General features: G+C 33.4%; 53 protein-coding genes and 1 other RNA gene. 50 read left to right on the top strand and 4 right to left on the bottom strand.

The genetic code is table 11. The features are described from left to right. Positions 1–16 precede the first annotated feature (16 nt). Positions 17–481, top strand: a complete 465-nt coding sequence (smpB, locus tag ACF91D_RS06845; RefSeq protein ID WP_042739643.1) for an SsrA-binding protein SmpB — start codon at positions 17–19, stop codon at positions 479–481. 104 nt (positions 482–585) lie between these two features. Next, positions 586–946, top strand: a transfer-messenger RNA (tmRNA) gene (gene ssrA / locus ACF91D_RS06840). A gap of 162 nt (positions 947–1,108) precedes the next feature. Here the strand turns inward: ssrA and ACF91D_RS06835 are convergent. From ACF91D_RS06835 to ACF91D_RS06820, 4 genes are all read right to left on the bottom strand, one after another. Further along, on the bottom strand, positions 1,109–2,182 hold the full coding sequence (locus tag ACF91D_RS06835) for a tyrosine-type recombinase/integrase (RefSeq protein ID WP_107512316.1): 1,074 nt from the start codon (positions 2,180–2,182) through the stop codon (positions 1,109–1,111). Between the two features lie 101 nt (positions 2,183–2,283). Further along, positions 2,284–2,781, bottom strand: coding sequence for a hypothetical protein (locus ACF91D_RS06830; RefSeq protein ID WP_107512315.1), 498 nt, complete (start codon positions 2,779–2,781; stop codon positions 2,284–2,286). Between the two features lie 88 nt (positions 2,782–2,869). Next, positions 2,870–3,334, bottom strand: a complete 465-nt coding sequence (locus ACF91D_RS06825; RefSeq protein ID WP_107512314.1) for a toxin — start codon at positions 3,332–3,334, stop codon at positions 2,870–2,872. 11 nt (positions 3,335–3,345) lie between these two features. After that, positions 3,346–3,684 carry a helix-turn-helix domain-containing protein gene (locus ACF91D_RS06820; RefSeq protein WP_107512313.1) on the bottom strand — a complete coding sequence of 113 codons (339 nt, stop codon included), beginning with the start codon at positions 3,682–3,684 and terminating at the stop codon, positions 3,346–3,348. A 164-nt stretch (positions 3,685–3,848) separates the two neighbouring features. Here ACF91D_RS06820 and ACF91D_RS06815 point away from each other — a divergent pair, with 164 nt between their 5' ends. The 48 genes from ACF91D_RS06815 to ACF91D_RS06580 all read left to right on the top strand — a co-directional run bounded on the left by ACF91D_RS06815 (position 3,849) and on the right by ACF91D_RS06580 (position 26,167). Continuing rightward, positions 3,849–4,061: a helix-turn-helix transcriptional regulator gene (locus ACF91D_RS06815; protein WP_107512312.1), complete on the top strand. Its 213-nt coding sequence runs from the start codon at positions 3,849–3,851 to the stop codon at positions 4,059–4,061. Positions 4,062–4,088: 27 nt separating this feature from the next. After that, positions 4,089–4,829 (top strand): phage antirepressor KilAC domain-containing protein, encoded by a 741-nt coding sequence (locus ACF91D_RS06810; protein ID WP_107512311.1) that lies wholly within the window; start codon positions 4,089–4,091, stop codon positions 4,827–4,829. A gap of 11 nt (positions 4,830–4,840) precedes the next feature. Further along, positions 4,841–5,164, top strand: a complete 324-nt coding sequence (locus tag ACF91D_RS06805) for a DUF771 domain-containing protein (protein ID WP_107512310.1) — start codon at positions 4,841–4,843, stop codon at positions 5,162–5,164. Between the two features lie 12 nt (positions 5,165–5,176). Continuing rightward, a complete protein-coding gene (locus tag ACF91D_RS06800; protein WP_157947219.1) occupies positions 5,177–5,350 on the top strand; it encodes a hypothetical protein in 174 nt (57 codons plus the stop codon). A 69-nt stretch (positions 5,351–5,419) separates the two neighbouring features. Next, positions 5,420–5,683 (top strand): DUF1108 family protein, encoded by a 264-nt coding sequence (locus ACF91D_RS06795; RefSeq protein ID WP_107512309.1) that lies wholly within the window; start codon positions 5,420–5,422, stop codon positions 5,681–5,683. Further along, entirely contained in the window at positions 5,677–5,931 is a 255-nt protein-coding gene (locus tag ACF91D_RS06790) for a DUF2483 family protein (RefSeq protein ID WP_107512308.1), read from the top strand. The genes ACF91D_RS06795 and ACF91D_RS06790 overlap by 7 nt, the downstream gene beginning before the upstream one ends. Then, positions 5,924–6,691, top strand: a complete 768-nt coding sequence (locus ACF91D_RS06785) for an ATP-binding protein (RefSeq protein WP_392436755.1) — start codon at positions 5,924–5,926, stop codon at positions 6,689–6,691. Before ACF91D_RS06790 ends, ACF91D_RS06785 begins: the two co-directional genes overlap by 8 nt. 27 nt (positions 6,692–6,718) lie before the next feature. Then, complete coding sequence (locus ACF91D_RS06780; RefSeq protein ID WP_107527528.1) at positions 6,719–7,276, top strand: single-stranded DNA-binding protein; 558 nt, start codon at positions 6,719–6,721, stop codon at positions 7,274–7,276. 12 nt (positions 7,277–7,288) lie between these two features. Continuing rightward, positions 7,289–7,837, top strand: coding sequence for an NUMOD4 domain-containing protein (locus ACF91D_RS06775; RefSeq protein WP_107527529.1), 549 nt, complete (start codon positions 7,289–7,291; stop codon positions 7,835–7,837). Then, on the top strand, positions 7,838–8,506 hold the full coding sequence (locus ACF91D_RS06770; RefSeq protein WP_392436752.1) for a putative HNHc nuclease: 669 nt from the start codon (positions 7,838–7,840) through the stop codon (positions 8,504–8,506). It abuts the gene before it with no gap. After that, on the top strand, positions 8,503–8,769 hold the full coding sequence (locus tag ACF91D_RS06765) for a helix-turn-helix domain-containing protein (RefSeq protein WP_107527531.1): 267 nt from the start codon (positions 8,503–8,505) through the stop codon (positions 8,767–8,769). The genes ACF91D_RS06770 and ACF91D_RS06765 overlap by 4 nt, the downstream gene beginning before the upstream one ends. Further along, entirely contained in the window at positions 8,741–9,532 is a 792-nt protein-coding gene (locus tag ACF91D_RS06760) for a phage replisome organizer N-terminal domain-containing protein (protein ID WP_107527532.1), read from the top strand. Before ACF91D_RS06765 ends, ACF91D_RS06760 begins: the two co-directional genes overlap by 29 nt. A gap of 11 nt (positions 9,533–9,543) precedes the next feature. Then, positions 9,544–10,329, top strand: a complete 786-nt coding sequence (locus tag ACF91D_RS06755) for an ATP-binding protein (protein ID WP_392436750.1) — start codon at positions 9,544–9,546, stop codon at positions 10,327–10,329. After that, positions 10,326–10,487 carry a hypothetical protein gene (locus tag ACF91D_RS06750; protein ID WP_232153956.1) on the top strand — a complete coding sequence of 54 codons (162 nt, stop codon included), beginning with the start codon at positions 10,326–10,328 and terminating at the stop codon, positions 10,485–10,487. Before ACF91D_RS06755 ends, ACF91D_RS06750 begins: the two co-directional genes overlap by 4 nt. Then, positions 10,488–10,700 (top strand): hypothetical protein, encoded by a 213-nt coding sequence (locus tag ACF91D_RS06745; protein WP_107591334.1) that lies wholly within the window; start codon positions 10,488–10,490, stop codon positions 10,698–10,700. Between the two features lie 11 nt (positions 10,701–10,711). Further along, a complete protein-coding gene (locus ACF91D_RS06740; RefSeq protein WP_107591335.1) occupies positions 10,712–11,116 on the top strand; it encodes a DUF1064 domain-containing protein in 405 nt (134 codons plus the stop codon). Between the two features lie 4 nt (positions 11,117–11,120). Next, positions 11,121–11,318 (top strand): hypothetical protein, encoded by a 198-nt coding sequence (locus ACF91D_RS06735; protein ID WP_107591336.1) that lies wholly within the window; start codon positions 11,121–11,123, stop codon positions 11,316–11,318. Next, entirely contained in the window at positions 11,318–11,662 is a 345-nt protein-coding gene (locus ACF91D_RS06730; protein ID WP_052495460.1) for an SA1788 family PVL leukocidin-associated protein, read from the top strand. The genes ACF91D_RS06735 and ACF91D_RS06730 overlap by 1 nt, the downstream gene beginning before the upstream one ends. After that, complete coding sequence (locus ACF91D_RS06725; protein WP_371861069.1) at positions 11,663–12,283, top strand: DUF3310 domain-containing protein; 621 nt, start codon at positions 11,663–11,665, stop codon at positions 12,281–12,283. It abuts the gene before it with no gap. Further along, on the top strand, positions 12,284–12,589 hold the full coding sequence (locus ACF91D_RS06720; RefSeq protein WP_042740102.1) for a DUF1140 family protein: 306 nt from the start codon (positions 12,284–12,286) through the stop codon (positions 12,587–12,589). Positions 12,590–12,645: 56 nt separating this feature from the next. Beyond that, positions 12,646–12,786, top strand: coding sequence for a hypothetical protein (locus tag ACF91D_RS06715; protein WP_158001736.1), 141 nt, complete (start codon positions 12,646–12,648; stop codon positions 12,784–12,786). Beyond that, positions 12,779–13,072, top strand: coding sequence for a hypothetical protein (locus ACF91D_RS06710; RefSeq protein WP_392436745.1), 294 nt, complete (start codon positions 12,779–12,781; stop codon positions 13,070–13,072). Before ACF91D_RS06715 ends, ACF91D_RS06710 begins: the two co-directional genes overlap by 8 nt. Next, positions 13,069–13,470: a hypothetical protein gene (locus tag ACF91D_RS06705; protein WP_392436743.1), complete on the top strand. Its 402-nt coding sequence runs from the start codon at positions 13,069–13,071 to the stop codon at positions 13,468–13,470. The genes ACF91D_RS06710 and ACF91D_RS06705 overlap by 4 nt, the downstream gene beginning before the upstream one ends. A gap of 91 nt (positions 13,471–13,561) precedes the next feature. Further along, positions 13,562–13,933, top strand: a complete 372-nt coding sequence (locus ACF91D_RS06700; RefSeq protein WP_392436741.1) for a hypothetical protein — start codon at positions 13,562–13,564, stop codon at positions 13,931–13,933. After that, positions 13,934–14,134, top strand: a complete 201-nt coding sequence (locus ACF91D_RS06695) for a hypothetical protein (RefSeq protein WP_392436739.1) — start codon at positions 13,934–13,936, stop codon at positions 14,132–14,134. Positions 14,135–14,147: 13 nt separating this feature from the next. Further along, a complete protein-coding gene (locus tag ACF91D_RS06690) occupies positions 14,148–14,372 on the top strand; it encodes a hypothetical protein (RefSeq protein WP_392436737.1) in 225 nt (74 codons plus the stop codon). Next, positions 14,365–14,550 carry a hypothetical protein gene (locus ACF91D_RS06685; RefSeq protein WP_107526815.1) on the top strand — a complete coding sequence of 62 codons (186 nt, stop codon included), beginning with the start codon at positions 14,365–14,367 and terminating at the stop codon, positions 14,548–14,550. Before ACF91D_RS06690 ends, ACF91D_RS06685 begins: the two co-directional genes overlap by 8 nt. Continuing rightward, positions 14,543–14,854, top strand: coding sequence for a MazG-like family protein (locus ACF91D_RS06680; RefSeq protein ID WP_107590343.1), 312 nt, complete (start codon positions 14,543–14,545; stop codon positions 14,852–14,854). The genes ACF91D_RS06685 and ACF91D_RS06680 overlap by 8 nt, the downstream gene beginning before the upstream one ends. A 28-nt stretch (positions 14,855–14,882) precedes the next feature. Continuing rightward, a complete protein-coding gene (locus ACF91D_RS06675; RefSeq protein ID WP_107590344.1) occupies positions 14,883–15,476 on the top strand; it encodes an NUMOD1 domain-containing DNA-binding protein in 594 nt (197 codons plus the stop codon). Between the two features lie 4 nt (positions 15,477–15,480). Then, a complete protein-coding gene (locus tag ACF91D_RS06670) occupies positions 15,481–15,678 on the top strand; it encodes a DUF1381 domain-containing protein (protein WP_392436735.1) in 198 nt (65 codons plus the stop codon). 16 nt (positions 15,679–15,694) lie between these two features. Then, a complete protein-coding gene (rinB, locus tag ACF91D_RS06665; protein WP_392436733.1) occupies positions 15,695–16,063 on the top strand; it encodes a transcriptional activator RinB in 369 nt (122 codons plus the stop codon). After that, positions 16,063–16,212: a hypothetical protein gene (locus tag ACF91D_RS06660; RefSeq protein ID WP_392436731.1), complete on the top strand. Its 150-nt coding sequence runs from the start codon at positions 16,063–16,065 to the stop codon at positions 16,210–16,212. The genes rinB and ACF91D_RS06660 overlap by 1 nt, the downstream gene beginning before the upstream one ends. After that, positions 16,212–16,421 carry a hypothetical protein gene (locus tag ACF91D_RS06655; protein ID WP_392436729.1) on the top strand — a complete coding sequence of 70 codons (210 nt, stop codon included), beginning with the start codon at positions 16,212–16,214 and terminating at the stop codon, positions 16,419–16,421. Before ACF91D_RS06660 ends, ACF91D_RS06655 begins: the two co-directional genes overlap by 1 nt. 13 nt (positions 16,422–16,434) lie before the next feature. After that, positions 16,435–16,881 (top strand): transcriptional regulator, encoded by a 447-nt coding sequence (locus ACF91D_RS06650; protein WP_042738325.1) that lies wholly within the window; start codon positions 16,435–16,437, stop codon positions 16,879–16,881. A gap of 164 nt (positions 16,882–17,045) precedes the next feature. Further along, positions 17,046–17,357, top strand: coding sequence for an HNH endonuclease (locus tag ACF91D_RS06645; protein WP_107512449.1), 312 nt, complete (start codon positions 17,046–17,048; stop codon positions 17,355–17,357). Between the two features lie 141 nt (positions 17,358–17,498). Continuing rightward, the gene (locus tag ACF91D_RS06640; protein WP_042738327.1) at positions 17,499–17,864 is read left to right on the top strand and encodes a hypothetical protein; all 366 of its coding nucleotides are present in this window, start codon (positions 17,499–17,501) and stop codon (positions 17,862–17,864) included. After that, complete coding sequence (locus ACF91D_RS06635; protein WP_232161339.1) at positions 17,861–19,513, top strand: terminase TerL endonuclease subunit; 1,653 nt, start codon at positions 17,861–17,863, stop codon at positions 19,511–19,513. The genes ACF91D_RS06640 and ACF91D_RS06635 overlap by 4 nt, the downstream gene beginning before the upstream one ends. An 11-nt stretch (positions 19,514–19,524) precedes the next feature. Next, positions 19,525–20,688: a phage portal protein gene (locus tag ACF91D_RS06630; RefSeq protein ID WP_392436726.1), complete on the top strand. Its 1,164-nt coding sequence runs from the start codon at positions 19,525–19,527 to the stop codon at positions 20,686–20,688. After that, a complete protein-coding gene (locus ACF91D_RS06625) occupies positions 20,681–21,463 on the top strand; it encodes a head maturation protease, ClpP-related (protein ID WP_232161341.1) in 783 nt (260 codons plus the stop codon). The genes ACF91D_RS06630 and ACF91D_RS06625 overlap by 8 nt, the downstream gene beginning before the upstream one ends. A gap of 14 nt (positions 21,464–21,477) precedes the next feature. After that, positions 21,478–22,692: a phage major capsid protein gene (locus ACF91D_RS06620; protein ID WP_232161342.1), complete on the top strand. Its 1,215-nt coding sequence runs from the start codon at positions 21,478–21,480 to the stop codon at positions 22,690–22,692. A 72-nt stretch (positions 22,693–22,764) separates the two neighbouring features. Continuing rightward, positions 22,765–23,052, top strand: a complete 288-nt coding sequence (locus tag ACF91D_RS06615) for a hypothetical protein (protein WP_232161343.1) — start codon at positions 22,765–22,767, stop codon at positions 23,050–23,052. After that, positions 23,033–23,386: a phage head-tail adapter protein gene (locus ACF91D_RS06610; RefSeq protein ID WP_232161344.1), complete on the top strand. Its 354-nt coding sequence runs from the start codon at positions 23,033–23,035 to the stop codon at positions 23,384–23,386. Before ACF91D_RS06615 ends, ACF91D_RS06610 begins: the two co-directional genes overlap by 20 nt. Further along, positions 23,386–23,781, top strand: a complete 396-nt coding sequence (locus tag ACF91D_RS06605) for a hypothetical protein (RefSeq protein WP_232161345.1) — start codon at positions 23,386–23,388, stop codon at positions 23,779–23,781. The genes ACF91D_RS06610 and ACF91D_RS06605 overlap by 1 nt, the downstream gene beginning before the upstream one ends. Continuing rightward, entirely contained in the window at positions 23,778–24,191 is a 414-nt protein-coding gene (locus ACF91D_RS06600) for a hypothetical protein (RefSeq protein ID WP_232161346.1), read from the top strand. Before ACF91D_RS06605 ends, ACF91D_RS06600 begins: the two co-directional genes overlap by 4 nt. A 61-nt stretch (positions 24,192–24,252) precedes the next feature. Further along, positions 24,253–24,888 carry a major tail protein gene (locus ACF91D_RS06595; protein WP_042738335.1) on the top strand — a complete coding sequence of 212 codons (636 nt, stop codon included), beginning with the start codon at positions 24,253–24,255 and terminating at the stop codon, positions 24,886–24,888. Positions 24,889–24,982: 94 nt separating this feature from the next. Next, on the top strand, positions 24,983–25,504 hold the full coding sequence (locus ACF91D_RS06590) for an Ig-like domain-containing protein (protein ID WP_232161347.1): 522 nt from the start codon (positions 24,983–24,985) through the stop codon (positions 25,502–25,504). Positions 25,505–25,598: 94 nt separating this feature from the next. Continuing rightward, positions 25,599–25,925, top strand: coding sequence for a phage tail assembly chaperone G (gpG, locus tag ACF91D_RS06585; RefSeq protein WP_052495412.1), 327 nt, complete (start codon positions 25,599–25,601; stop codon positions 25,923–25,925). A gap of 41 nt (positions 25,926–25,966) precedes the next feature. Then, positions 25,967–26,167 carry a hypothetical protein gene (locus tag ACF91D_RS06580; RefSeq protein WP_232161348.1) on the top strand — a complete coding sequence of 67 codons (201 nt, stop codon included), beginning with the start codon at positions 25,967–25,969 and terminating at the stop codon, positions 26,165–26,167. Positions 26,168–26,196 lie beyond the last annotated feature (29 nt).

Here is a 26,196-nt window from a genome sequence, read left to right as displayed (position 1 = left end):
AAAGAGGTGAAACTCAATGCCAAAGAAAAAATCACCTGGAACATTAGCTGAAAATCGTAAAGCGAGACATGATTATATTATTGAGGACACGATTGAAGCGGGCATTGTGTTACAAGGGACAGAGATTAAATCCATTCGTCGTGGCAGTGCCAACTTGAAAGATAGTTACGCACAAGTCAATCGCGGTGAAATCTACCTTCAGAATATGCATATTGCACCATACGAAGAAGGTAATAGATTTAACCATGATCCACGTCGTTCACGTAAGTTGCTTCTTCACAAGCGTGAAATTAACAAGCTTGGTGACCAAACAAGAGAAGTGGGTTACTCAATCATCCCATTAAAACTTTATTTAAAACATGGCCACTGTAAAGTCTTACTTGGTGTTGCAAGAGGTAAGAAAAAATATGACAAACGCCAAGCATTGAAAGAAAAAGCAGTAAAACGTGATATAGATAGAGCAATGAAAGCCCGTTATTAAGCGAAAATATTGCCAAAGGTCTCCATCTTTGGTAATATTAAATGTGCTTTCTGAAATGTAAACACAGTGTTAACACATCAGAAAGTACATTAATTTCATATTAAGGGGACGTTCTTGGATTCGACAGGGGTCCCCCGAGCTAATTAAGCGTGTCGGAGGGTTGTCTCCGCAACAACACACACAGTTAATAATAACTGGCAAATCAAACAATAATTTCGCAGTAGCTGCCTAATAGCACTCTGCATCGCCTAACTGCATCTCCTATGTGCAGTTAACGCGATTCAACCTTAAGTAGGATACGCTAGACACTGCCGTTTGAAGTCTGTCTAGAAGAGATGAATCAAACTAGTATGATGTTGGTTGTCTATCTCCTATCATCATGCGAAATTGATTGATAGACTACACACGTAGAAAGGTTAGTATCAGGACCTCTGGACGCGGGTTCAAATCCCGCCGTCTCCATCTTGTACTAAAAAATACTAAAATTTCATTTGCCACTTATTACAAAGAATGCCGTTGTTTCGGTGTTCTTTTTATTTTGTCCAAATATACTAAAAATAGATTATATTTTATTTTGGTCACGTCGTGGACACAAGAGACTAGTTGTGACCATAATGTGTGACCAAATCAAAAATTATCTAATACTCTTAATAACTTTTCATCTTCTTGTAATTGTTCTTCTTCAAGCAAATGACTATAAGTAGATAGAGTAACGGTAATATTAGAATGACCTAAACGTTTACTTATATAATGTGTTGCCATACCCTCATGAATTAACATTGAACAATGTGTGTGTCGTAAAGCGTGTAAATTATATCTCCCAATATTTTCTTCTAAACAAAAACGATGTAAAACTTTAGTTACTGCATTATTACTTATTAAATTAGCACCGGTATTAAATATATATCCATTGAAAGAAATGGCGCGGGAATTTAAAACGTTAGTTATATGTTTCATATCTTTACGAGATATAGGAATTGTGCGATCTGCATTTTCTGTTTTTGTACCTGGTATGTGTATTAAATTATCTTTTCTTAAAATATCATCGTATTTCAGTTTTTGAATTTCTCCAAACCTTGCACCTGTACATATCAAAATATAGATTACTAAGTGTGATAATTCATTACTTTCTGATACTCTTGCTTTAAGTTTCTTAAAAGCAGTTAATGACATAAATTTTACTTCTTCCGATTGTTTACTTTTAGTTCCGATAGGCTTTGCATTGTAAGTAGGGTCACGTTGTATATATCCATCACTAAATGCATCTTGCAATGAAGATTTCAAACAATAATGTAATTTTTGAACACTGTTTGTAGTTCTGCCTTCCTTACTAACTTTTCTACCACCATCCTCTAGAAACTTGCCTTCACCGTATTCTTTTAGAAACTCACGGTATTTCAATTGAGTAATATCGTTCATAGCAATATCGCCAAACTTTTCTTCGAATGCCTTAATTGAATATAAATAACGATTATAGGATGACTTACTTACTCTATTTTCTTTATTCACTCTCAACCAATCATGATAATATTCTATGAAAGATAGTTCGGTGTCAGTTTTTAAGCCTTTAGTTAATTCATTGTACTTTTCGTTTCCAGCAGTAGTAGCTTCTCTTTTGGTCCCAAATCCACCTTTACGATATCGCTTATTTTTATACCTGAAATCATATTGCCATTTGTTAGTTCGTTTTGTTACGTTCATTTCTATTCCTCCTAAATTTTATATATGAAAACCTACTTTTATAAGCCTCACCTCCTAAAAAAGATAAAAATATATAGGGCAGTAGGGAACTGCCCGTAAAATTATTCTAATCCCATTTCTTTATTGAATTCTTCGCTACGTTTCATCATTTCATCGACGGAGTCACCAGTATCATCTGCCATACCATAACCGTCCGTACGAGATTCTGCTTGCGCTTGGTCTTCTTCGGTCCAATCATCACTATATTGAGAATTTTCATTTGCTCTTAATTCATCAGCTCTTTGTTGCTCTTCGGGTGTTAGTTGTTGTTTTGGATATTGTTGAGTTTGTTGTGATTGAACAGGTTCTTGTGTTGTTTCTTGTTGATTTACAACTTGAGTTTTTTGTTCTGTATTTTCTTGTTGTGTTTCATTTTCTGTATTATTGTTCGCTTTAGATTTTTCCTTTTTATCATCTTTAGCTTTTTTATCCTCGTTTTTCTTCTTATCATCTTTTGATGAGGATTTTGTTTCTTTTTTATCTTCCGACTTGCTTTCTTCTTGCCCACAAGCTGCTAATACTAAAAAACTAGCTAAAATTAAAAACAAGACTTTTTTCATACATTAACACTCCCTAATAATAAAATTAATTTATATCAAACAACCTATAATTAGACATACGTGTACAAGGATACACGTTAAAGGTTGGTTAATTTATTTCGTAATGTTTAAACACTTGTAAAGGCTCGAATTTAATTACATAACCTTTATAATATATATCCAATCCGTATTTTTGTTTATAAAATTTTAAAACTTTAGTTATATAGTTCTCGCTCAATTGAACATATTGAGATAATTCATATAAATTACTTACTCCATAATGATACGCTTCTATTATCAAATGAAAGGGTAAGGAAGCTTCATAACCATGTCTTACTGCATAACTTTCAAATTTACGATTAATCCATTTGCTTTGATCTAATATATTCCCATAAGTTTTTGCATGATGACCCAATTCTTCGTATAATACTTCTGCTTTTCGAGTATCAGGTAAATTATTTTTTATAAAAATTTCTCCATTCATATAACAACCAGGTTGAAAATTAGGTAAGCGACTGGTTTCTTTAATTTCTATGTTGTCGTTTGCAATACACAAATCTTCGTATAGTCCCATCCAAAAACCCCTTATTTATCTCTATTCTTAACCCATTCTATAAATTTATTGACTTCTTCTATTTCATCTTCTGTTAAGCCATCTTTATCAAAGTGAGCTGCAATTGTGTCTTGTTGATTAATTTCTGTTTTGCTCTGATCTTGAGTAAGTCTAGACATAGGAACATTAAAATACTCAGCTATTTCTTCAATTTTACCAATACGAGGATATTTATTTTCTTTAATCCAATGTGTAACTGATGCAGGAGATATCCCTAAATCCATAGCTAACTGTTTTTGGTCAATTCCTTTTTGATGCAAAAGTGACAAAAGATTTTCTGAAAAAATTTTTCTAGCTGATTTTTGTGTCATTTTATGGCCCTCTTTTCTTTTTTTAGTATTACTAAAGTAATACTAATTTACCATAAGTTAAAAATAATTACAATAAGTAAATTAACTTTAAAGAAAATAATTTAACTTTTGCGCTTGACTTTTAACTTTAAGTAAATTAAGATTTGGTTATCGGAGGTGATGACATGACAAAATTATCAATTAAAGCTTTGCGAATAAATAAAGAGATGAACCAACAAGATGTTGCAGACATCCTTGGTGTCAGCAAACCCACAGTAATAAAGTGGGAAAAAGGGGATGTTGAACCCAAAGGTTTAGTTATTTATGCACTTGCTAAGCTTTATGAAGTAGAAATCGAAAACATAGATATTCGACAAAAAAATTTACCACTCGATTAACTTTAAGTTAAAAAGGAGGAAGCCCAAATGCAAGATTTACAAAACAAATCGAACATATCAAGAATATTCAATATTCAAGAAAAAGAAAATGGAGAAATTGCAATCAGTGGTCGAGAACTACATGAAGCTTTAGAAGTGAAGACAAGATATAACGATTGGTTTGAAAGAATGGTTAATTACGGTTTCGAAGAAAATATCGATTATACAGCTCTTACTCAAAAAAGAGTAACAGCTCAAGGTAATTCGATTAACTACTTAGATCACGCACTCACATTAGACACTGCAAAAGAAATAGCAATGATTCAACGAAGCGAACCTGGTAAACGAGCAAGACATTATTTCATCCAAGTTGAAAAAGCATGGAATAGTCCAGAAATGATAATGCAACGTGCATTGAAAATTGCGAATAGTACAATCAACCAGTTAGAAACACAGATTGAGAAGAACAAACCAAAAGTAATGTTTGCAGATGCAGTAGATACAAGTACAAGTTCAATACTTGTAGGAGAACTTGCTAAGTTAATTAGTCAGAACGGAGTGAAAATTGGACAAAATAGATTGTTCCAGTGGTTAAGAGATAATGGATATTTAATTAAAAAACAAGGTGAGTCATATAATTTACCTACTCAAAGAAGTATGGATTTAAAAATCATGGATATCAAAAAGAGAACTCAAAACAATCCAGATGGATCCATCAGAGTCACAAGAACAACAAAAGTTACAGGTAAAGGACAACAATACTTTATCAATAAATTTTTATCAGAGTAGGAGGAAATGGAATGAGTGATTTACAAACAATTAACGTGACTGTACCAATACCGGAAACGCACATAATCATCTCTAAAATAGAATACCAAGAACTTATCGATAACCAACCAATGAATATGACGTTAACAGAAGTAGCGAATTATTATAACTATTCCATACCTTGGATCACGAAACATATTATTACAGAACCTTATTTCAGAAGAAAAATAGAACCATTCAGTACTTTTGTTAGCAAAAACGGTGGGGGTAAATATTCATTTAATCGAAAGAAAATGAAAGAGTTTTTGAATGAATATGACGAAGAAATAAAAAAACGTGCTAAACGTAATTTTTAAAGGAGGGATAACATGAGACATATTTTAGCATGGTCAACTGCAATACTAAGCACAATGATTTTCTCAATGATAACTTTTGATTTTCATTACAGTGTTATATTCGCAATTGCAAGCTACATCGGTAGTTACGCATTTTGGAACGCATATTATGCAGAAAAAAAGACCGCTAAGCGTTGCAGCGCTTAACAGTCGATACAAGGTATTTATCAATAAACTAACATTGATAATATACCCCAAAATAACGGAGGTAGTCAAATGTATTACGAAATAAACGAAGAAACTAAGAAAGTGGTTAACATACAAGGATTCCATTTCACATTGAGAGTTAAGAAGATAACGCAATTCGAAGTTAATATTTCTATCGAAACATTACAACATGAAGTAATAGATGAAATCAACATTGATGAGATGACAGGTTTTGATTATGCTCGTGATTATTTAGGGCAAGCTGTATTCAACTGGTTAGAAGAAAACACTGACGAAGCCGACAATATAATAACTGCGGTGATGACATGGTAAAAGAAAAGTCTATGTTTAAAAAGGAGTACTGTTACATCGTTCATAAAAGTGTAGATCATTATGTAGATAATAGACCAACCGAACGTGCACCAAAAGTTGAATATACAGATGATTTAGAAACAGCACGTAAATTCTTTGATGAAGATTTTGAAGTTTTGCAAATTGATTGGTCTAAACACGACAAGATTATATGCGAAACAACTCATATAAGAATACAAAGAAGTGAGAGGGTTGAAGTGAATGAGTGAAGAACAAGACATCCTTAGTAAGTTGCACATTCAAGATATTAGTGAAAAGAATGCAAATAAATATTATAAATTTGCTATATACGGCAAGTTTGGAACTGGTAAAACAACATTCTTAACCAAAGATAAAAACGCACTTGTTTTAGACATAAATGAAGATGGGACAACTGTTTCGGAAGATGGAGCAGTTGTATCAATTAAGAATTATCAACATTTTATATACGTAATTAAAGCATTGCCACAAGTCATACAAGCTTTAAGAGATAAAGGTAAACAAATTGATGTAGTAGTAATTGAAACCCTACAGAAACTGCGTGATATGACAATGGAAGATGTAATGAAAGGTTCCACTAAAAAGCCTACATTTAACGACTGGGGAGAAGCAGCTAAGCGCATAGTAAGTATGTATAGACTAGTTGCTAAATTCCAAGAACAATATCAATTCCATTTTGCAGTGTCAGGCCATGAAGGTATTAACAAAGAGAAAAATGACGATGGTGCAATAATCAATCCAATTGTCACATTAGAAGCACAAGATCAAATACGTAAAGCTGTACTTTCTCAAAGTGATGTATTAGCAAGAATGTTAATTGAAAACTATGAAGAAGGTGGAGAAGTAAAGTATCAATACGTTCTAAATGCAGAGCCATCAGAAACATTTGAAACGAAAATTAGACACTCACCAAGTGTGACTATAAGCAATAAAAAATTTATTAATCCAAGTATTACAGACGTAGTAGAAGCAATAAGAAACGGAAATTAAAACAAATTAAAAGGACGGTATTAAATTATGAATATTTCAGGACAAGCACAACACATTAAAGAAACTAATCAAGAGACTTTCTTAAAAGGCGGAGACTTCTTAGGAGCTGGAGAATTTACAGTAAAAGTTAAAGATATTGAATTCAATGACAGTCAAAACAGATATTTCACAGTCGTATTTGAAAATAGTGAAGGTAAACAGTATAAGCACAATCAATTTGTACCACCATTCCAACAAGACTTCCAAGAAAAACAATATGTAGAGTTTTTAAGTAGATTAGGAATCAAATTAAACTTACCAGATTTAACATTTAATACTGATGATTTGATTAATAAAATGGGAACAATTGTTTTAAAACATAAATTTAATGAAGATCAAGGCAAGTACTTTGTGAGACTTTCTTTTGTGAAAGTTTGGAATAAAGGTGACGAAGTGATTAATAAACCAGAACCAAAAACCGAAGAAATGAAACGTGCAGAACAACAAGGAAATAATCAGTCTAAAGATTCGCTAAGCAATGAATCAAATCCATTCGCAAATGCTAATGGTCCGATTGATATTCAGTCAGAAGACCTTCCGTTCTAATGAGGTGTTTATATGAAAGAAATTTGGACGGACGTTGTTGGATATGAAAACATTTACGAAGTTAGCAACTTCGGAAGAGTTAGAACACATAAAAATAAAACCACTTTCACAAAAAAGCATGGAATTAGAAATTGGAAACAACGGTATTTAAAAGATAAAACGCCAAATGGTCGAGATGTAAGAGTTAACCTTTGGAAAAATGGTAAATCTAAAGATTTTTTGGTTCATAGGTTAGTTGCAATTGCTTTTATACCAGCTATCGAAGGAAAAGAGTGTATTAATCATATTGATGGAAATCCTAAAAATAATAACGTGAACAATCTTGAATGGTGTACGCACAAGGAAAACACAAATCATGCGTTTGAAATAGGGCTACAATCGACGAACATGTCTGTTAAATTAATCAATCATTTAGGTATTGAATACCAATTTATAAGTATGACTAGAGCAAGTTATTTTTTAGGCAGAAGTCACAGTTACATTAGTACAAAGTTAAAAAAAGGATTTACGACAGTAACCGATTTAGACGGCAATTATTTTAAAGTGGAGAAGTTGGTATAAATGCAAAGAATTACTAGATACCAGAAAGACAACGACGGAACATACTCCGTTGTTGCCACTGGTGTTGAATTGGAGAATAGCCATACCGAGTTAATAGATAACGGTTATACAGTCAACGCAGATGTAACTGTTCCAGACAATAAATTAATTTCAATTGACCAACGCAAAAAGGTATTCGCATTGTGTAGAGATATTGAACTGCATTGGGGCGAACCAGTAGAAGCATTGAGACAAAGATTTCAAGCTGAATTAGAAATTATGAATGGATATAGTCACATAAGTTTAAGTAACTGCAGCAAATGTATAGCTAGCGAGTTAATAGAATTAATCATTGCTTTTATGTTCCATAACCAAATACCTATGAGAATGGAAACAAGCAAGTTACTAAAAGGTGATAAAGCTATGTTGTATTGGGCGACGATAAATAGAAACTGCGTAATATGCGGTGAGCCTAATGCTGACTTAGCGCATTATGAAACTGTAGGACGCGGCATGAACCGCAATAAAATGAATCATTATGGAAAACATGTATTAGCTTTATGCAGACGACATCATAACCAACAACATAATATAGGTGTTCAATCATTCGATGATTTATATCATTTGCATAATAGTTGGATAGCAGTAGACGACAAACTCAATAGTATGTTACGAGGTGAAAAACAATGAAAGCAAGACCGTTAAACTATAGAGACATGCGTTTAATGGGTTACAGAATAGCGATTCTAAGAACGAAATCAAATCTGACGCAGGTCGTATTCGGCAAGAAATACGGTGTTAATAGATTTGCAGTTATTAGATGGGAACATGGCGTGCACGTACCAAAAATGAATAAATTAAAGCAGATTGCAAAAGATTATAACACAACAGTTGAATGGCTTTTATATGGAGAAGGTGAAAAGTATGAGCGAAGTCCAATGGATCAAACTTAAAGTAGGGATGTTCGACGATAGCAAAATTAAGTACATCGAAGCATTACCCGAAAGAGATACCATCATCACAATTTGGGTTAAGTTACTAACTTTAGCCGGTAAGTATAACGAGCAGGGTTACATTATGTTATCGGAGAATTTGCCATACAACGCAGAAATGTTAGCAAACGAGTTTAATAGACCACTTAATTCAGTGAGATTAGCAATACAAACTTTCCAAAAATTAGGAATGGTTGAAGATGTAAGTGGTGTAATCAAAGTAACTAATTGGGATAAACACCAAAACATTGAAGGGTTAGAGAAAATCAGAGAACAAAATAGACTACGTAAACAAAGACAACGAGAGAAACAAAAACAATTACCAGATAGTCACGTGAAGTCACGTGACAGTCACGCAACAGAAGAAGAATTAGAACTAGATAAAGAATTAGAACTAGAAAAGAGTAATACATTGTCGGGCAACCCGACTACGCATCAACCACATTACCAACCAATCATTAACTATCTTAATGAAAAAACCGGTAAGCACTATAAACACACTACTAATAAAACACAGACTGTAATTAAAGCTAGATGGAATGAAGGATTTACAGAAGACGATTTCAAAAAAGTGATTGATAACAAAGTAGCTGAATGGAAAGGAACGGACATGGAGAAGTTCCTAAGACCGGAAACGCTATTTGGTAATAAGTTTGAAGGATATCTTAATCAACAAGTAAGTAATAAGAAATCAGATGATAACCCATATGCCAATTTATTTTAGGGAGTGGTTAAATGAATCCCTTTGAAAGCATCGCAAGTAAAGTAGGATTTAAAAATGAATTAGTTAAACAAGAATACAATTTGAAGTGTGGTAAATGTGGACGTACTTATGACTACTATGAATTTGATACAGGCTATGTAGTTAAAGATGGTTGTGATTGCGAAATGATAAAGCTAGCTAAAGAAACAAAAGCAGCGTTTGAACAACGGCATAAATCACAAAAAGCCAACAGTATATTTAAGAAATCAATTATAAATGATGATTTAGCTAACTGTACTTTTGATAATTACAACGCAACGAATGAAGACTTGGCGAGAGCAAAAGCATTATGTGAAAGATATGCAAATAACTTCACATTAGATAATAAGCAATCGCTATTGCTGCAAGGATCATTCGGAACAGGTAAATCACATTTAAGTATGTCGATAGTAAAGACAGTGAAAGAGAAAGGTTATTCAGTACTTTACATGAATGTACCGCAACTTATTTCAACAATAAAAGGCACATACAACAAAGACAGTAACTTAACAGAACAAGAATTAAATCAAGTAATCAGTGACGTTGATTTAATGGTATTCGATGACTTCGGTATTAATATGAATGAATTTGCGACAAGTAAGATGTTTGAGCTGATTGAATCAAGAGTAGGCAAGCACAACATTTATACAACGAATTTGAATGCGCAAGAGCTAAGTAAAAATAAAGACGCTCAACGTATATTCAGTCGTATGATGTCGAATACAACATTAGTCAAAATGGACGGTGAAGATTACCGAATGCGAGGTATCAAATTTTGATAACTGTAGAGTTTATTAAACAAAATCTTGAGTGTTCATATATATACGCTCAGAAAATCATAGAGTGGGCAAATGGAGACGAAAAGAAAGCATACGACCTATTTATCCAAAAGTTAAATGAACGTCATACAAGGCCTGCTATACGTGAGGTGAAGTAAATGGGATTAAGTACTGAATATCAATTGAAGCAAGCTAATACAAATAAAAAGATAGATGTTATCCCATTGAACGGAAATAACAACAGAGTATTTGGATTAAATAAGTATTTTGGCTTAGATGAATACACAATTACAAACGAAAGATTAGAAGAAATTAAACAAGAATACAACTTAGTAAGAGCAGATCAAACGAATATATTTGATTTCTTATAGGAGTGGCGCGCTTGAGTAAATACAACGCAAAGAAAGTTGAGTATAAAGGTATAACGTTCGATAGCAAGGTTGAATGTGATTACTACAAGTACTTGGAACAACGATTAATTATAGATGGTTATGACTATATCGAGATACAACCGAGATATGAGCTGATACCTAAATTTGGTAAACAACGTAAAACTGAATATATTGCAGACTTTGCATTGTGGAATGACGGCAAGCTAATCGAGGTTATAGATGTTAAAGGTATGGCCACTGAAACAGCTAAATTAAAGGCAAAGATATTTAGATTCAAGTATCAAGATGTGAAATTAACTTGGATATGTAAAGCGCCTAAATATACAGGTAAAGAATGGATAACTTACGAAGAATTGAAAGAAGTAAGACGTGAACGAAAGAAAGCTAAGGAGTGATTAGATGAAAATGGAAACAATCACAATCCGTTATGACGCAACGTTTGAACGACAAGTGGAGATTCCTGTGTATGATCATTATGAAAATAGAGACTTAACTGAATATATTGAGCAGGACATGGAGAAACACAAAAACGATTATCTCGACGGATATTTTATTGAATTCGACAAAGTGAAAATTATGGATTGGAGATATAGCTAATGGAAAATGCAATGAGAATAAAAGATAAGGTTTATGAAATTCCAGACGAATACATCGAACAAGCAAAAATTAACGGTATTTCTAAAGCCCTTATACGTATGAGAATTAGATACGGCTGGACGCTTAAAGAGGCGTGCTTTGTACCTCGCGACATGAAGGTAGCTGATTTCAGATATATGGAAAAAATGAAAAAGAAAGTTGAAGAAGATAGAAATAGATTCATAGAAGAAAAGAGAAGAAGAGACCGCCCATGGTTATACGATGGAACACCGCAAGTCCATAAACGTAACAAGTGGTGTGTGTATCTGATGGAAAACGACATTTTCCCAAAGGCGGTGCATTAAATGAAAATCAGAGACTTGAACAAAGGTGAATATATCATTGTGTATGACTTAGGTAAGAGTGAATATAGCGAAGGGATAACAGTTGTAGGTAAAGTCATTGAATTAGAGTTTGATGACGATGATAAGAATAAGGCAGTGATTGATTCGGTCGGTAATCTATACACAGTTACAGATGAAAACTATTTTGATAATTGGGAGCAGCATATGAAGGACATAACGGAGAGTGTGAGTATACCTAAACCTGGTCAGAGATTTAATTTTAATAACGAGGATTGGGAGCCGAATAATAGATATAGACTACAAACAGCTGCTAATAAGTGGTTAGAAAGCGCCCGAAAAAGAGGTCTTGAAGAATTAAAAATAAAAGCACGTAAATCTGTTGATTTACAACAACGTAAACGACAAGACACAGTCAATCACCCATCACATTATAACTATGGCGAGATAGAAGTGATTGATTTTATAGAACAGGTCGCACAGCACTATAACCCTAAAGTAGCTTACCACATTGGCAATGCTATTAAGTACCTTGCACGTAGTCCACACAAGAATGGTAAAGAAGATGTGGCTAAAGCTAAATGGTATATCGAGCGTGCGTTTGAGAATTGGGATGTGAAGTAAATGACACCTAATGACATACTACTAAAAAATTCAGACTTAATTGTTAAATCATTATTCCAAAGAGCTGATAGAACATATAAGCAATTCTTAAAGTATAGCAACACAAGTTATAACGCAGAAGTTGGTACAAGTAGATATTGGAAAGCAGTAGCTGGTACTGAACAGACGCAGAGAGAAATAAAAGGATTAATTGAACAACTTAAAGCAATGGACGAATATACACAGTGGAGTGAGAAATTGCATCAAGACAGATATAAGTTTGTCGAGAAGTACGACATTGTAATGGAGAAATATAAACTGTCATGATCCTATCCGACACGATAAATATTAGATACAAATATAACACTTGTGGGATGAACACGGTGGAAATGGCACAGTTATTAAAATATTATGGATTTCGAGGATTCTTAAAGTCTGTAAACGCACGCAGCTTTATTGTAGCAGTGTTGCCAGAGGATAAAGAACATAACATGAAAGTAATGGAGGGGTTAAGGAATGAATGAACAATGGAATAAAATAAAAAAGTTAAAAGAGCATCCAATTGCTAAAAATAAAAATCTAGAAGCTATTTATATTACAGAAGATAATGTCGAGGAAATCCAAAGACAAACAGAAACATTTTCGGTTTTTAGTAATAGCACATTACTTACTGGGGTTATGCGTTTTCAAAAATACCCAGTGTGGATGATTTGTATTAATCCTAAGAGTTCTAAAAACAATCAATACATTTTCGAAAGAGATGCAATATTCAATAAGTATTTTGAAATAGTTGGAGGGGTTAAGGAATGAAAATCAAAACTAAGAAACAACTAAACTTACCACAGTTGATTGAGTGGGCGATGAAAAATGATATGCATGAAAGATCATTCTTCGGTGATAGATATGGCGATGCAGTACATTTTGATGAAAACGAAGATATACTATGCGACCACGTTTCTTTAACTGAAACTTTCACTGTAGAAGTCGAGGAAGAAATTACGGAGGATACCGTATTACCTAAATTAGTAGAACGATGGAAACACGATGATGAGGGAAACGAAGCATTTCGTTATGTAGAACATGATGATAAGAGTATTAATAAAGTTTTATTTGTAAACCCCGAAAGTGTAGAGGCAACTCATTTTTACATTGAAAACGACGACAGAGAACTAGTGTTAATCTGGCGTGACGGAAAGCTGGTGGAGTAGATGAAACCATTAGTATCTGTTGTTGGACAAGAAGTAAAAGATTATATCGATAAAAATACATTCAGATTTGATTTGTTAGGAGTGATGGCGAGTGATGTACGAAGATGAAGATTTTGGAGGTCAACGAGACTACAAATCAGAACGCGACACACTGATTGATGATATAGAAGTGTTACGTGCCAATAATAAGAGGTTGGAACGGGAGAATGAGAAGTTAGATAAAACGGTAGAAACATGTTGCGAGGAATATAACCGTATAGGCGAAAGAAGTAAGTCACTAGAACAAGAAAACAAAGCATTACGTTTACAAGCTAACACTTACTTTGACGAGTGGCAAACTGTTAAAAAACTATACAACACCCTAACCGACCACATTCGCCAAAAAGCAGAAGCTAATCCGAATGTAGATAGATATATTGCGCTGGTTAACTATATTGATAGGTTGGAAAAGGGAGAGAATTAAATGGAAAATAAAAATGTTAGAGAATTTGATGAAATGACTTACACCGAAATATTCGAACGCTATTCTGATGGTTTAGAAAGAATTAACAATCAATTCACAAATGAATTTATTAAAATTTCTAGACGATTTGTATATGAAATGTCATTAGCTGGATTACTTGTTGGGATTTGTATAGGTATCGTTGTAGGCATATTTATATAAGGAGCGTGATTAGATGGCGTATGAGTATGAGAGAGAAAATAAAGCAAGTGCATTGATAAATCCACCAAAAGCATACAGAGAACTACAAGAAGTCTATCGCAAAGCAAAGGCGTTTGATGCAATTAGAAAAATAGAAATACAGTCAGATATTACAGGTTATTACGATGATACGGAATCTTATATGCACGATGTCGAATCTGTAATCGAGAAATATTTGGAGGACAAACAAAATGACTAACGCATTAGACACATTAATTGCATTAAGTAAAGAGTATATAAGAGTCCTTGAAGAACGTAAAAAAGAAAATCTTGAGTATGGTTTTGATGTTGTATCAGAAACTAGAATTGAACGTACAGGATTAGTGTTAAGACAAACAATGTTAGATTATGAAAAAGGGAGAATGAAAAATGACTAACACACTAGATCAATTAGTAAAACAAGTAGAACAATGGAGTAAAGATAAAAACCTAGACAAAGGTAATCCAGATAGACAAGCATTGAAATTCTATGAAGAGGCAGGAGAAGTTGGAGCAGCTTTATCACGTAACAAACTAGATGACTTAAAAGACGGTATTGGCGATACAGTCGTTACATTAATTATATTGGCACAACAACATGGAATGACATTAGAGGAGTGTTTACAGTACGCGTATGACGAAATTAAAGGAAGAACTGGAAAGACAATCAATGGAACGTTCATCAAAGAATCAGACTTGTAAGAAAGATATTTATATTGGAGGTTAAGAGATGAGGGAATCTCGTTTAGGTATCACAAAGGGATTAAATTATAATGATAAAAATTACTACAATGAATATAGAAAAAGATACACAAAAACTCCAGATGGTTATTTAAGAAATCTATATCATGCTATGAGATGCAGAAACAGAAATAAAGGTTTCGGAGAGTTGCCATTTACATTAAAGGACTTCGTGGATAAGTATAGTAAACATTATGATTTTGTAAGACTATTTGAAAACTACAAAAATAATAATTTTGATAAACTCTACGCACCTAGCGTAGATCGCATTAATCCTAAGTTGGGCTACTTCTATGAAAACATGCAGTTTATATCGTGGAAAGAAAATAAAGATAAGGGGTTCATTGAAAGAAAATTAACTAAAAGCATACCTGTAAATATGTTTGACTATAAAACAGGTGAATTTTTAATGACTTTTAGTAGTGCACATGAAGCATCAAGGTATATAGGAGCACAGCAAAGTAATATAGTTAAAAACTTGAAAGGTATTCGAAATAGAGTGAAAAATTATAATTTTGAATATGCAGATGAACAAGAAAGTGATATTTATCTTAAGATAAAATCTGTTTTGAGGAAGTGTTAAGAAGATGACCCGATACCTAATACGCACCTTAACAGATTCAACCGGTCACCCTTTCACTCATGTAACTAAAGCACGTGAGAATGAAACGTTTACTGTTGTTGAGGCAGAGAGTAAGGAAGAGGCGTTGGAGATAATTAAGAGCAAAGAAGAATTTGAATTTCGTAAAGATACAAGATGGGATACAGATTCAATGCATATATAGAAAGGACAGTGAGTGAATGACTAAATATATGGCAAAGAAACCAATGCAACTTGGATATGAAGACCTAGTAGGACCTGGAGACATAATGGAGATTAAGAAATTAAAACACCCAGTAATATTAGGTGATAAGAAACACAAATATATCGAAGTGAATACTCAACACTTTATGAATAAGAAATTTATAAAAGATAATTTCACCAAAGGCACATACAAATCTGAAACGCCTAATCGGTTACTTAAAACATTAACAATCATAGCTTTATATGAACTAAGTAAATATATTACTGAGCAAGTGATTATAAGATTACAAGCAAATGATGATGTGGATGCTCCTAGAGATTTCAGTATATATGATCATATACATTTAAATGGGGTGAGTAAATAATGAAAAAACATACTAAGACTTTAACAGTAGAAAACATAAATGAATTAACATTGCTTACTAAAAGAGTGCAACGTGCTGCTAAAGAGTTGAGAAAAGCTATAAAAGAATTAAACAATTTCAAACTAAAAATGAATATGGAGGATAAATAATGTTCTGGATAATAGCAACTATTCTTCTAGGAGTAATCGCAATCCTTTCACTTATATATAACGCTGTGAAAGATACTAAGATAGATGCACTTGAATATGAGGTGGCATACTTAACACATATTATATTTGAAAGACAAATACCACGTAGAGATTTGACCGATGAAGAGATAAGACAAATCAAAGACGCATGGGATAAACGTATAAAGTAACTGGAGGTATTGGATGAAACTAAGTAAACCAGACTTAAAGAAAGTAGAAGAGTTTTGGGAGAATTTAAATAATATGAAAGGGCAGTTAGCATATAGAAGATATGAACTGCTTTACCAACCTACTGATACTAATATCGGGGGCGGGAAGAGTAATCTGATATCTAGTCCTATAGAACGTGAAGTCATTAAATTACATGAAGATGAGTTATACACTAATCTAAGCAAGACTATAACAGCTATAGAGGATATATATAGAAACGCTACACCAGAACAAAAAGAGATAGCTGATTATAGATACTGGGAGAAAGACATATTGATATATGAATGGGAAGACATAGCACAAGCATTAACAGAAAAGAGGAATGACGGGAAGATAATAAGCGTTTATTCAGTACTAAGATTAAGAAGAAAGATGATGGAAGAGACAGCTAAAAGAATAGGATATATTCACTTTGATTAAATCGCAATTCCGGGAACCTCCAATTGCGCATGGAAATAATGTATATTGATATTATCAAATAGTAAGGATTAATTTGCTAGGCACATCACATTAAGTGGTGTGTCTTTTATTATGTCATAAACATAGGTGATCCATATGTATCTAGATTAAGGAGCTTAACTCTTATGATTGATTACAATGAATATAAAGAACGTAAACGTTTCTATAATAGTAAAGCATGGTCAGATGTTCGTTCATATGTATTGAAACGTGCTAATTATGAATGTGAATGGTGTAAGTTAGAAGGAAAAGTGACTACAGATAACTTAGAGGTTGACCATATACAAGAATTACAAGATAGACCAGACCTTAAACTTGATACTGATAATTTACGTGTATTGTGTAAAGCATGTCACAACAAAAGACATACACGATTTCAGTATGGAGGAAATCAATTTAAGCCTAAAGAAAATAAATGGTCAGATGAAAACTGGTAAATCCGATACCCCCGGGTCAAAAGATTTATCAATTTTTTCAAAAGAGGGAGAACGGCGAGTGGGCTCGACTTTGTGAATTTTTCACAATTCTTCACATATAACCCGTACCCCCTCCCCCTATGTGCAGAAAGAGGTGATAAAGTGGAGTTTACAGAGGAACAAAGACGTGAACGTGAGAAACTGGTGAAAAAAGAGGAGAAAAGGCTTCTTGAAATATATAAAGACTTACCGAGTGAAAAGTTAAAAGTGGCCACTGGTTTAATTGTGCAAGCTGCAAGGTTACGCGTGATGCTTAACTATATGTGGGAAGACATACAGGAAAATGGCGAATATGATTTATTCCAGCAGTCAGATAAAGCTCCTCCATACGAACGTGAAAGACCCATTGCTAGGTTATACAATACACGTGACCAATCTTATCAGAGAGCTATTAAACAACTTTCTGATTTATTACCTAAGGAACAAAAGATTGAGGAAACGGATGAGCCCGTTGATGATTATGTATGATTAGAAACAAGTACGTTGATGAATATATCCAATTATGGAGAGATGGAAAGATAATTCTCAATCAAGAACGTATTGATTTAATAAAGTATTTGGAAGAAATAGTCTTAGTTAAAGATCATATTCATTTTGATGAAGATACTATAGAAAATTGTATCAAGTTTATTAATAAATGGTATTTTCCGGTTCAACTTTATCAAAAATTTGTAATAGCTTTTATATTTTTAATGGATGATGAACTTGAAACACCTTATTTTACTGAATTCGCATTATTCATGGGGCGTGGTGCTGGTAAGAATGGATTTATCAGTGCAATTAGTGATTTTATGACTACTCCAATACATGGCATTAAGAAATATGATATTTCAATTGTTGCGAATAGTGAAGACCAAGCAAAAACATCATTCAATGAGATATATGATTGTTTATTAGAACACAAACGAAACAAAACAGGTGAAAGACCTAAAGCACCATATGAAGTTAGTAAAACAGAGATTAAAAATCGAGCTACAGGTTCAATTATCAAATACAACACATCTAATACGAAAACCAAAGATGGCGGACGTGAAGGATGTGTTATTTTTGATGAGATTGCTGTATATGAAACGGCAGATATGGTGAACGTAAAACGTGGTGGTCTTGGTAAAGTACCGCATGATAGAACGTTTTATATTTCTACTGACGGTTATGTTCGTGAAGGATTTATGGATAGTATGAAAGATAGAGTGTTAGAAGTATTGAAAGGTACAAATACTGATGACCGTATATTTCCTTTTTATTGTAAATTAGATGACCCTAAAGAAGTTGAAGATGAATCAATGTGGGAAAAATCTAATCCGATGTTACATCCTCCTTTAACAGGATATGCAAGGAATCTAAAGCGTAAAATTAAAGAAGAATTCAATGTTTTGCACATTAATCGTTCTAATAAACCTGAATTTATGACTAAACGAATGAATTTACCTGAAGTAGATGAAGAAAAAGTAGTTGCCCCTTGGGATGAAATACTTGCAACCAATAAAGTAATGCCAGAATTGGATAACAAAGCTTGCATTGGCGGTCTTGATTACGCGTTAGTACGTGATTTTGCGAGTGTAGGATTATTATTCAGAGATAATGACACATATTATTGGAAAACACATTCGTTTATACGCCGAGAATTTTTAGAAACTACACATCTTGAGCCGCCTATAGAGAAATGGGCTGATGATGGACTGCTTACTATAGTTGATGATGATGTTATCGATATTTCGTACATTGTTAATTGGTTTCTACAGCAACAACAAAAGTACAATTTAACTAAAGTTATATCAGATAATTTCAGAACTGACATTGTACGCAGACCATTTGAAGAAGCTGGTATACCTTTAGAAGTTATTAAGAATCCAACTGCTATACATGGCTTATTAGCGCCACGTATAGATACAATGTTTGCAAAAAAACAAATTGTTTTCGGGGATAATCCTTTGATGCGATGGTTCACAAATAATGTAGCAGTAAAAATGCAACCAGATGGAAGTAAGAAATACATCAAAAAGGATGAAGTAAGACGTAAAACAGATGGTTTTCATGCTATGTTACATGCGTTGTATAGGGCGGATGAAATATTGGAGTATGATCAACCGTTTATCATGGCAGATATTAGCTTTTAGGAGGTGATAAATTGAGTATATTCGATAGGATAATGGGACGTAATGAAGCAATTGGATTTAGTTATGATTTTGAACTATTAAGAGAAACTTCACATAAAGCTTATATAAAGCGTTGGGCTTTAGATACATGTATTAATCATATTGCTAGAACAATTAGTCAAACAAAATTCGAAATAATCGAGAATGGTAAAAAGGATTCTAATTCAACAACTCATTATAAGTTAAATGTGCGTCCTAATACCGATGAAAGTGCTGCTACATTTTGGCAAAAGGTTATTAGGAAGTTGATTTATGACAACGAAGTTTTAATTGTTGTCACTGACACTAAAGACTTAATTATAGCTGATGATTTTTATAGAGACGAATACGCACTGTATGATGATATATTTGAGCATGTCATTGTAGGAGAATACGAATTCGAACGTACTTTTAAAATGAGTGATGTTATATATCTTGAATACAATAACGAATCGATAACTGAAATGTTATACGGATTATTTAGTGACTATGGCGATATATTCGGCCGATTAATCACAGCTAATTTAATGAATAATCAAATACGGGCAACTTTAAGTATGGACGCAAATACCCCATTAACTAATGCTAGTAATGATGATATGCAAAAGTTCATAAATAAGGCTTATAAAGCTTTTGAAAGTAATGATATCGCTATTGTACCTGTTCAAAAAGGTTATAAATATGAAGAACATACATCTAGTAACAGTGCTAAAACTTCATCACAAATAGATGATTTAGCTAAAGTACCAAACCAATTATTAAGTTACGTTGCGCGAAATCTTGGTATACCCGTTGGATTGATTAACGGAGAAACTGCAGATATAGAAGCGATGACAAATAACTACATGAAGTTTTGTATCAAACCAATAATTGAGAAGATCACAGATGAATTAAACGCAAAACTTTTCAGTGAACGCGGTTATAAAGAAGGTAAACGAATTAAAGCAATTTCAATAGACCAAAAAGGACCATTAGAAGTGAGTGAAGCAGTCGACAAACTCATTGCTAGTGGTTCTTTTAATAGAGATGAGATTCGTGAGCTCACAGGCTATGAACCTATAGGTAGTGAAGAAATGCAGAAATTTATAATCACTAAAAACTATCAAACTGTAGATGAAGAGACTACAGATAATGAAGGAGGTGATTTAAATGAGTAACAACGAAATAGATATATATGGTTTTATCGATAATGTAACTGTTGAAGGAATGACCATCAGTCCACAAACCATAAAAGACCAATTGAAAGTTATGGGAGATGTCGATGAAATCATTGTGAATATAAACAGTAATGGTGGAGATGTATTTTCAGGCGTTGCTATTTATAACATGTTGAGACGACACAATGCACATATAACGATTAATATCGATGGATTAGCTGCTAGTATTGCTTCTGTTATAGCGATGGCTGGTGACACTGTGAATATGCCAGGCAACGCAATGATGATGGTTCATAATGCTTGGACTGAAATAGCAGGAGATTCTAACACGTTTAAAAAACAAGCCGATTCATTAGAACGTATTAATTCTGTTGTCTTTAATAGTTACGTTGATAAAAACCCTGATATAGATCATGCGCTTTTACGTCAATATATGGACGAAGAAACATGGTTTACAGCAAAAGATGCAAAAGAATTAGGGCTAATTGATAACATAACTAAAAGTACGCGTGTAGCTGCTGCTGCAACATCAGCAATGTTAGGAGGTGAAACGTTTATGAGCAAGTACCGTAATGAAGACCCAACACAACAAACGCAGGACCCTAAAAAACAAGGGGAACAAATCACTGTGGAAGATGTAATGGATAAACTAGAAGAAATTTTATCTGAAGTCAAAAAAGCAAATGAACAAGGGGGCGGAGAAGGTAAGAAAGAAGACCCTAACGAAGCACCTCAAAATAGTTTTGCAAGACTATTTAATATGAATACAAAATAAAGGAGAATGAAATTATGCCTATTAATTTAGAGAAAAAAGAAGGATTCGAGAATTCTCAAAAACTTTTACAAGAATTTTCAAATATGAATCCACAAGCAACAGACGAAGAAGTTAAAGCGAAATACACTGAATATATGAATGCATATAGTGAAGAACTTGCCAATGCGATTCGAAAAGATATTAAAAATGAAACTGGAGATACTGCAGTTCTAAATTCTCGAAATGTAAATCGTTTAACGAATGAAGAAAAGAAATTCTATAACGCATTAGTATCAGAAGATCATGTTAATACAGATACTAATTGGAAAGATGGGGAATTATTACCTGAAACTGTTGTCGACCGTATCTTTGAAGATATCGAAACTGACCACCCATTATTAAAACATATCAATATCGAACGTACTGGTTTAAGAACACGCGTTATTCGTTCAGTAACAGAAGGACAAGTAGTTTGGGGTAAAATCTTTGGAGAAATCCGTGGCCAATTAGAGGCTTCATTCTATGAACAAGACATTTCTCTAGGTAAAGCAACTGCTTTCGTAGTAGTACCTAAAGATTTAAAAGATGCAGGCGTACAATGGGTAGACCGTTTTGTACGTGCGCAAATTAAAGAAGCTTTTGCAGTAGCTATTGAAAAAACAGCGATTCAAGGTGAAGGTAAAGCTAAAGACCAACCAGTCGGTTTATTAAATGAAATTAACCGTACAAATGGAGCTGTTTCAGCTAAGCCAAGCGCTGGGAAACTAACTTTAGAAACGCCCGAAATTGCTATTAAAGAAATTGGAAATATCATTAGTAATTTATCTATCAAAGAGTATTATGATAAAGATGGCAATGTTAAAAGAACAAAAGGCGCAAATGTTTTAAATAATGTTGTGATTGCTTTAAATCCAGTAGATTATATTTATACTGGTGTTGCTTTCATGCAAGTACACAATGGTGCATTTGTTAGTCCTATTCCGTTTAATGTAACGTTTGAACAAAGTGAATTCGTACCAAAAGGTAAAGCTGTTACTTATGATAAATCACGTTATCATTTCTATGCAGGTAGCGAAGTTATTGTACGTGAATTTGACCAAACGCTTGCTTTAGAAGATATGGATTTATATACGGCGAAACAATTCTTATATGCTGAACCTGATGATAATAAAACATCATTTGTTTATGATGTGGACTTTTCATCACATGGAGCACCAACTGATACAGATGCAGGAACTGAAACACCCTAAAGCACCCCAAAACGTTGAAGTAAATGCAAATAGTAAATCTGCATCTATTTCAGCTGAATAGGGGGTTTTTAAATGATTGATTCTATTCATGTAGAAGAGTTTAAAAAGCGTAATAGAATATTCTATGAAATGGAAAACGAAAGAATAAGAGTTGATTTGGAGCTTTCATATAATGATATCAAAGCAAAATGCGGTGATTTCAATATGGAAGAGTATAATCTTGGTCGTGAGTTAGTTTATGAACGTACAAGGTATGTTTTAAATGATAAATTAGAAGAATTTCACGATAACTTTTTATCTAGCATTGTTCAATTTCAAATTATGAATATGGAGGTATCAGATGATGACGCGATCACATAGAAAAATAGTAACTGGTGGCGATATGCGCACACCGGTTATTTTTTATATAGCAAAACCAAACGATGATTTTTTTCCTGGAGAAAATACTAGTGAAGTATATTATCAATGTTTTGCTAATGTTTATCCTCCTTCACAGAAAGATTTGGACATGACAGATAATAAAGCAACAATTACTATGGTTACTTGGTATTCGATGGAATATGAAATCCGAGATGATATGTATTTTGAAATAGATTTACCTAGATATAAAGGAAAGAAATTCAATATTATTCAAATTGATGACGACACAGATTTTCATTCAAATATAAAAATAATTGGCGAGTATATAAGTTAATGAGCGTAGAAATTAAAGGGACGCATAACATGCTACGTAAGATTAGAGAGCAATATGGAGAAGTGAAAATGTTAAAAGTGCAAGATGAAGCGTTAAAGATAGGCTCTAAATATGTTGTAGGTGTTATGAAAGAGAATTTTGAAGTTTTTAAAGATACTGGTGAAAGTATAAATGAAATAAGTGTCACAAGTCCTTATTATATTTACGGTAAAGTTCGAATGGTCAAATTACATTGGGAAGGTTCTATGAATCGTTACGCTATTATTCATCTTAATGAATATGGCTCTGTAAAACATCCCAATCCTAGAGGTAAAGGTGCAATAGCGCGAACTATGTTTATGGCAGAAAAACCATATAAAAAAATTATTAAAGAAACGCTAGAAGGTGAATTATGATGTTTGATATGTTGAAAACTATACAAAAATACCTATTGAATAATGCAACAATTGCTCAATATTGTAAGGGTCGCATTCGAGCGTATTATTATGATGAAACTGCCGACACTTCAGGACCGTATATATTGATTAGTCCATTAATTGCACCTCAACCATCGACATATGCAAGTGATACAAATTTATCGACTGAATATTTATATCAAATCGATGTACGTGGTCCTAATTACGGTGTCGTAAAGTTGTTACAAGAGGAAATCAGAAAAACATTATGGAATATTGGTTTTCGTCAACAAGATGGTACAGACCAATATGATCATGAAATTAAAATTTATATGGATGCCAGACGTTATAGAGGTAATCCATATACGATTGATAGTTTAAGACATATAGATAAAGATTTAATTGAATAGGCAAGCCTTTCGTATAAACGGAGGGCTATTTTTTATGCCTAAATTTAAGGAGGAAATGTAAATGGGTAGATATAATGCCAATACCGGATTAGGTGAATTTTATTATGCAGTATTATCTGAAACAGCAAATGGCGATTTAACAATAGGTGATATTAAAGTAGTGGATTATGTACAAGAAATGTCACTTGAATTCGGTGAAGAATTAGAAAAAGCATACGGTTCGAATAAGGTAGCTGAAATTGCTAAATCAGCAGGAGAAACTCAAGGAACATTTAAATTCCACAAACTTCCTATTGATGTTCAAAAAGATTTATTAGGATTAATCGAACATAAAGAAACAAGTAATGTATATGGTTTTGGTCAATCTTCCGGAATCACTTATACTGCTGTTGCTATTCCAAGAACTATGGAAGACGGTTCTAAAGAATGGTTTGGATTATCTAAAGGTGTGTTCACACGTCCTAATAAGGAAGGGCAAACTAAAGAAGATGGCGTAGAATTCGGTTCTGATGAAATTGAAGGTCAATTTATGGAACGTGAAGTAGGCGGTTTTGATGAAGATTTAGCAGTAATGATGGCCTACGACCAAAAAGGATCTACTGAAGGTAGAGATGCAATTTTTAAATCTATTTTCGGTAAAGTATCTAATGAACAAACTCCAGAGCAACCTGATACAAACGAACAGGTAACACCCTAACGAACCCCAAAATGTTGAGGTTACAGTGAATAGCAAGTCAGCTGTAATCTCTGCAGAATAGGGGCGTTCATATTATTAATAAGGAGGAAATGAAATGGCAGATACATTAAAAGTTTATAAAGGTACCGATTTAGTAGGAAGTGCAGAAAGAGGTTCAGATGGAACAGCTAGTGTTACCATCAATGAATTAGAAGCTAATACCGATTACCCAGCAGGCACTTTCCAAGTGGCATTCGCTAACGAAAACGGAGAATCAACTAAAGTAAATGTGCCGGCGTTTAAAACTAATCCTATTAAAGTAACAGGAGTTACATTAGATAAAACAGAATTAGCGCTTAACGTTGGAGATTCGTCTACTTTACAAGCGACTGTCTCACCATCAACAGCAACAGATAAGACTTTAACTTATGCAACATCAGATAATGCAATTGCAACTGTTGATGAAAATGGTGTAATAACAGCGGTAGCTGCAGGTACTGCTAACATTACTGTTACAACGAATGATGGTTCTAAGACAGCTACTTGTAATTTAACAGTTTCAGAAGCTACACCTGAAGAACCTCAGAATGTAAATGTAGACTCTAACGAAACAGATGCAGACGTAACAGCAGAATAATATTTAGGCGACTTCGGTCGCCTATTTTTGTATACAAAAATAATAAAAATAATCGGTCGAATAGAAAACCCGATGAAAAAGGAGAAATAAAATTATGGCAAACGCATTAGTATTAAACATTAACGGTGAAGAGAAAAAGTTTTATAAACAAGGTGGTTTCACAGGTAAACAAGCTCGTAAGGGAACACGTTTATCTATGAGAATGAGCGCTTTAAGTACAAATCCTGAAGGTTTAACTATTGAGCAAACAGAAAAATTTGAAGAAACGTTGGATCAAATCGAGAAAATGATTGCAGAAGATTTATATAATAATCAATTCACAGTAGATGAATTGCAAGATGGCGTTGATGGTGACAAATACTTTGAAACAATTATCACTGAAGTTAGTGGAGCTAACGAAGACACGGGAAAGAAAAAATAGATGGTAGTTCACTAACAAAAGAAGATTTGACTTTCGAAAGCATGTCTAAAAACGTAGACATTATTTATCAAGATTTATTAGAAGCTGGATGGAAGATGACAGATATAGATAACACAGAAATATTTGAACTCATAAGAATATTGAAGTTGAAAAATAAAAAAGAAAGCAAATCTAAAACTGTAGGAGCAAACGAGAGCTTAATTGGAGCGATAACTGGTAAAGATCCACGTAAATCCAGTTAAGCTCTTTTTTTATGAACTTTTATAGAAAG

It is taken from the genome of Staphylococcus sp. 231237_7MaSpsaltlick (assembly GCF_043107035.1).
The sequence above is the reverse complement of the archived record's forward strand: the minus strand, read 5'-3'. Positions and strand labels throughout refer to the sequence as shown.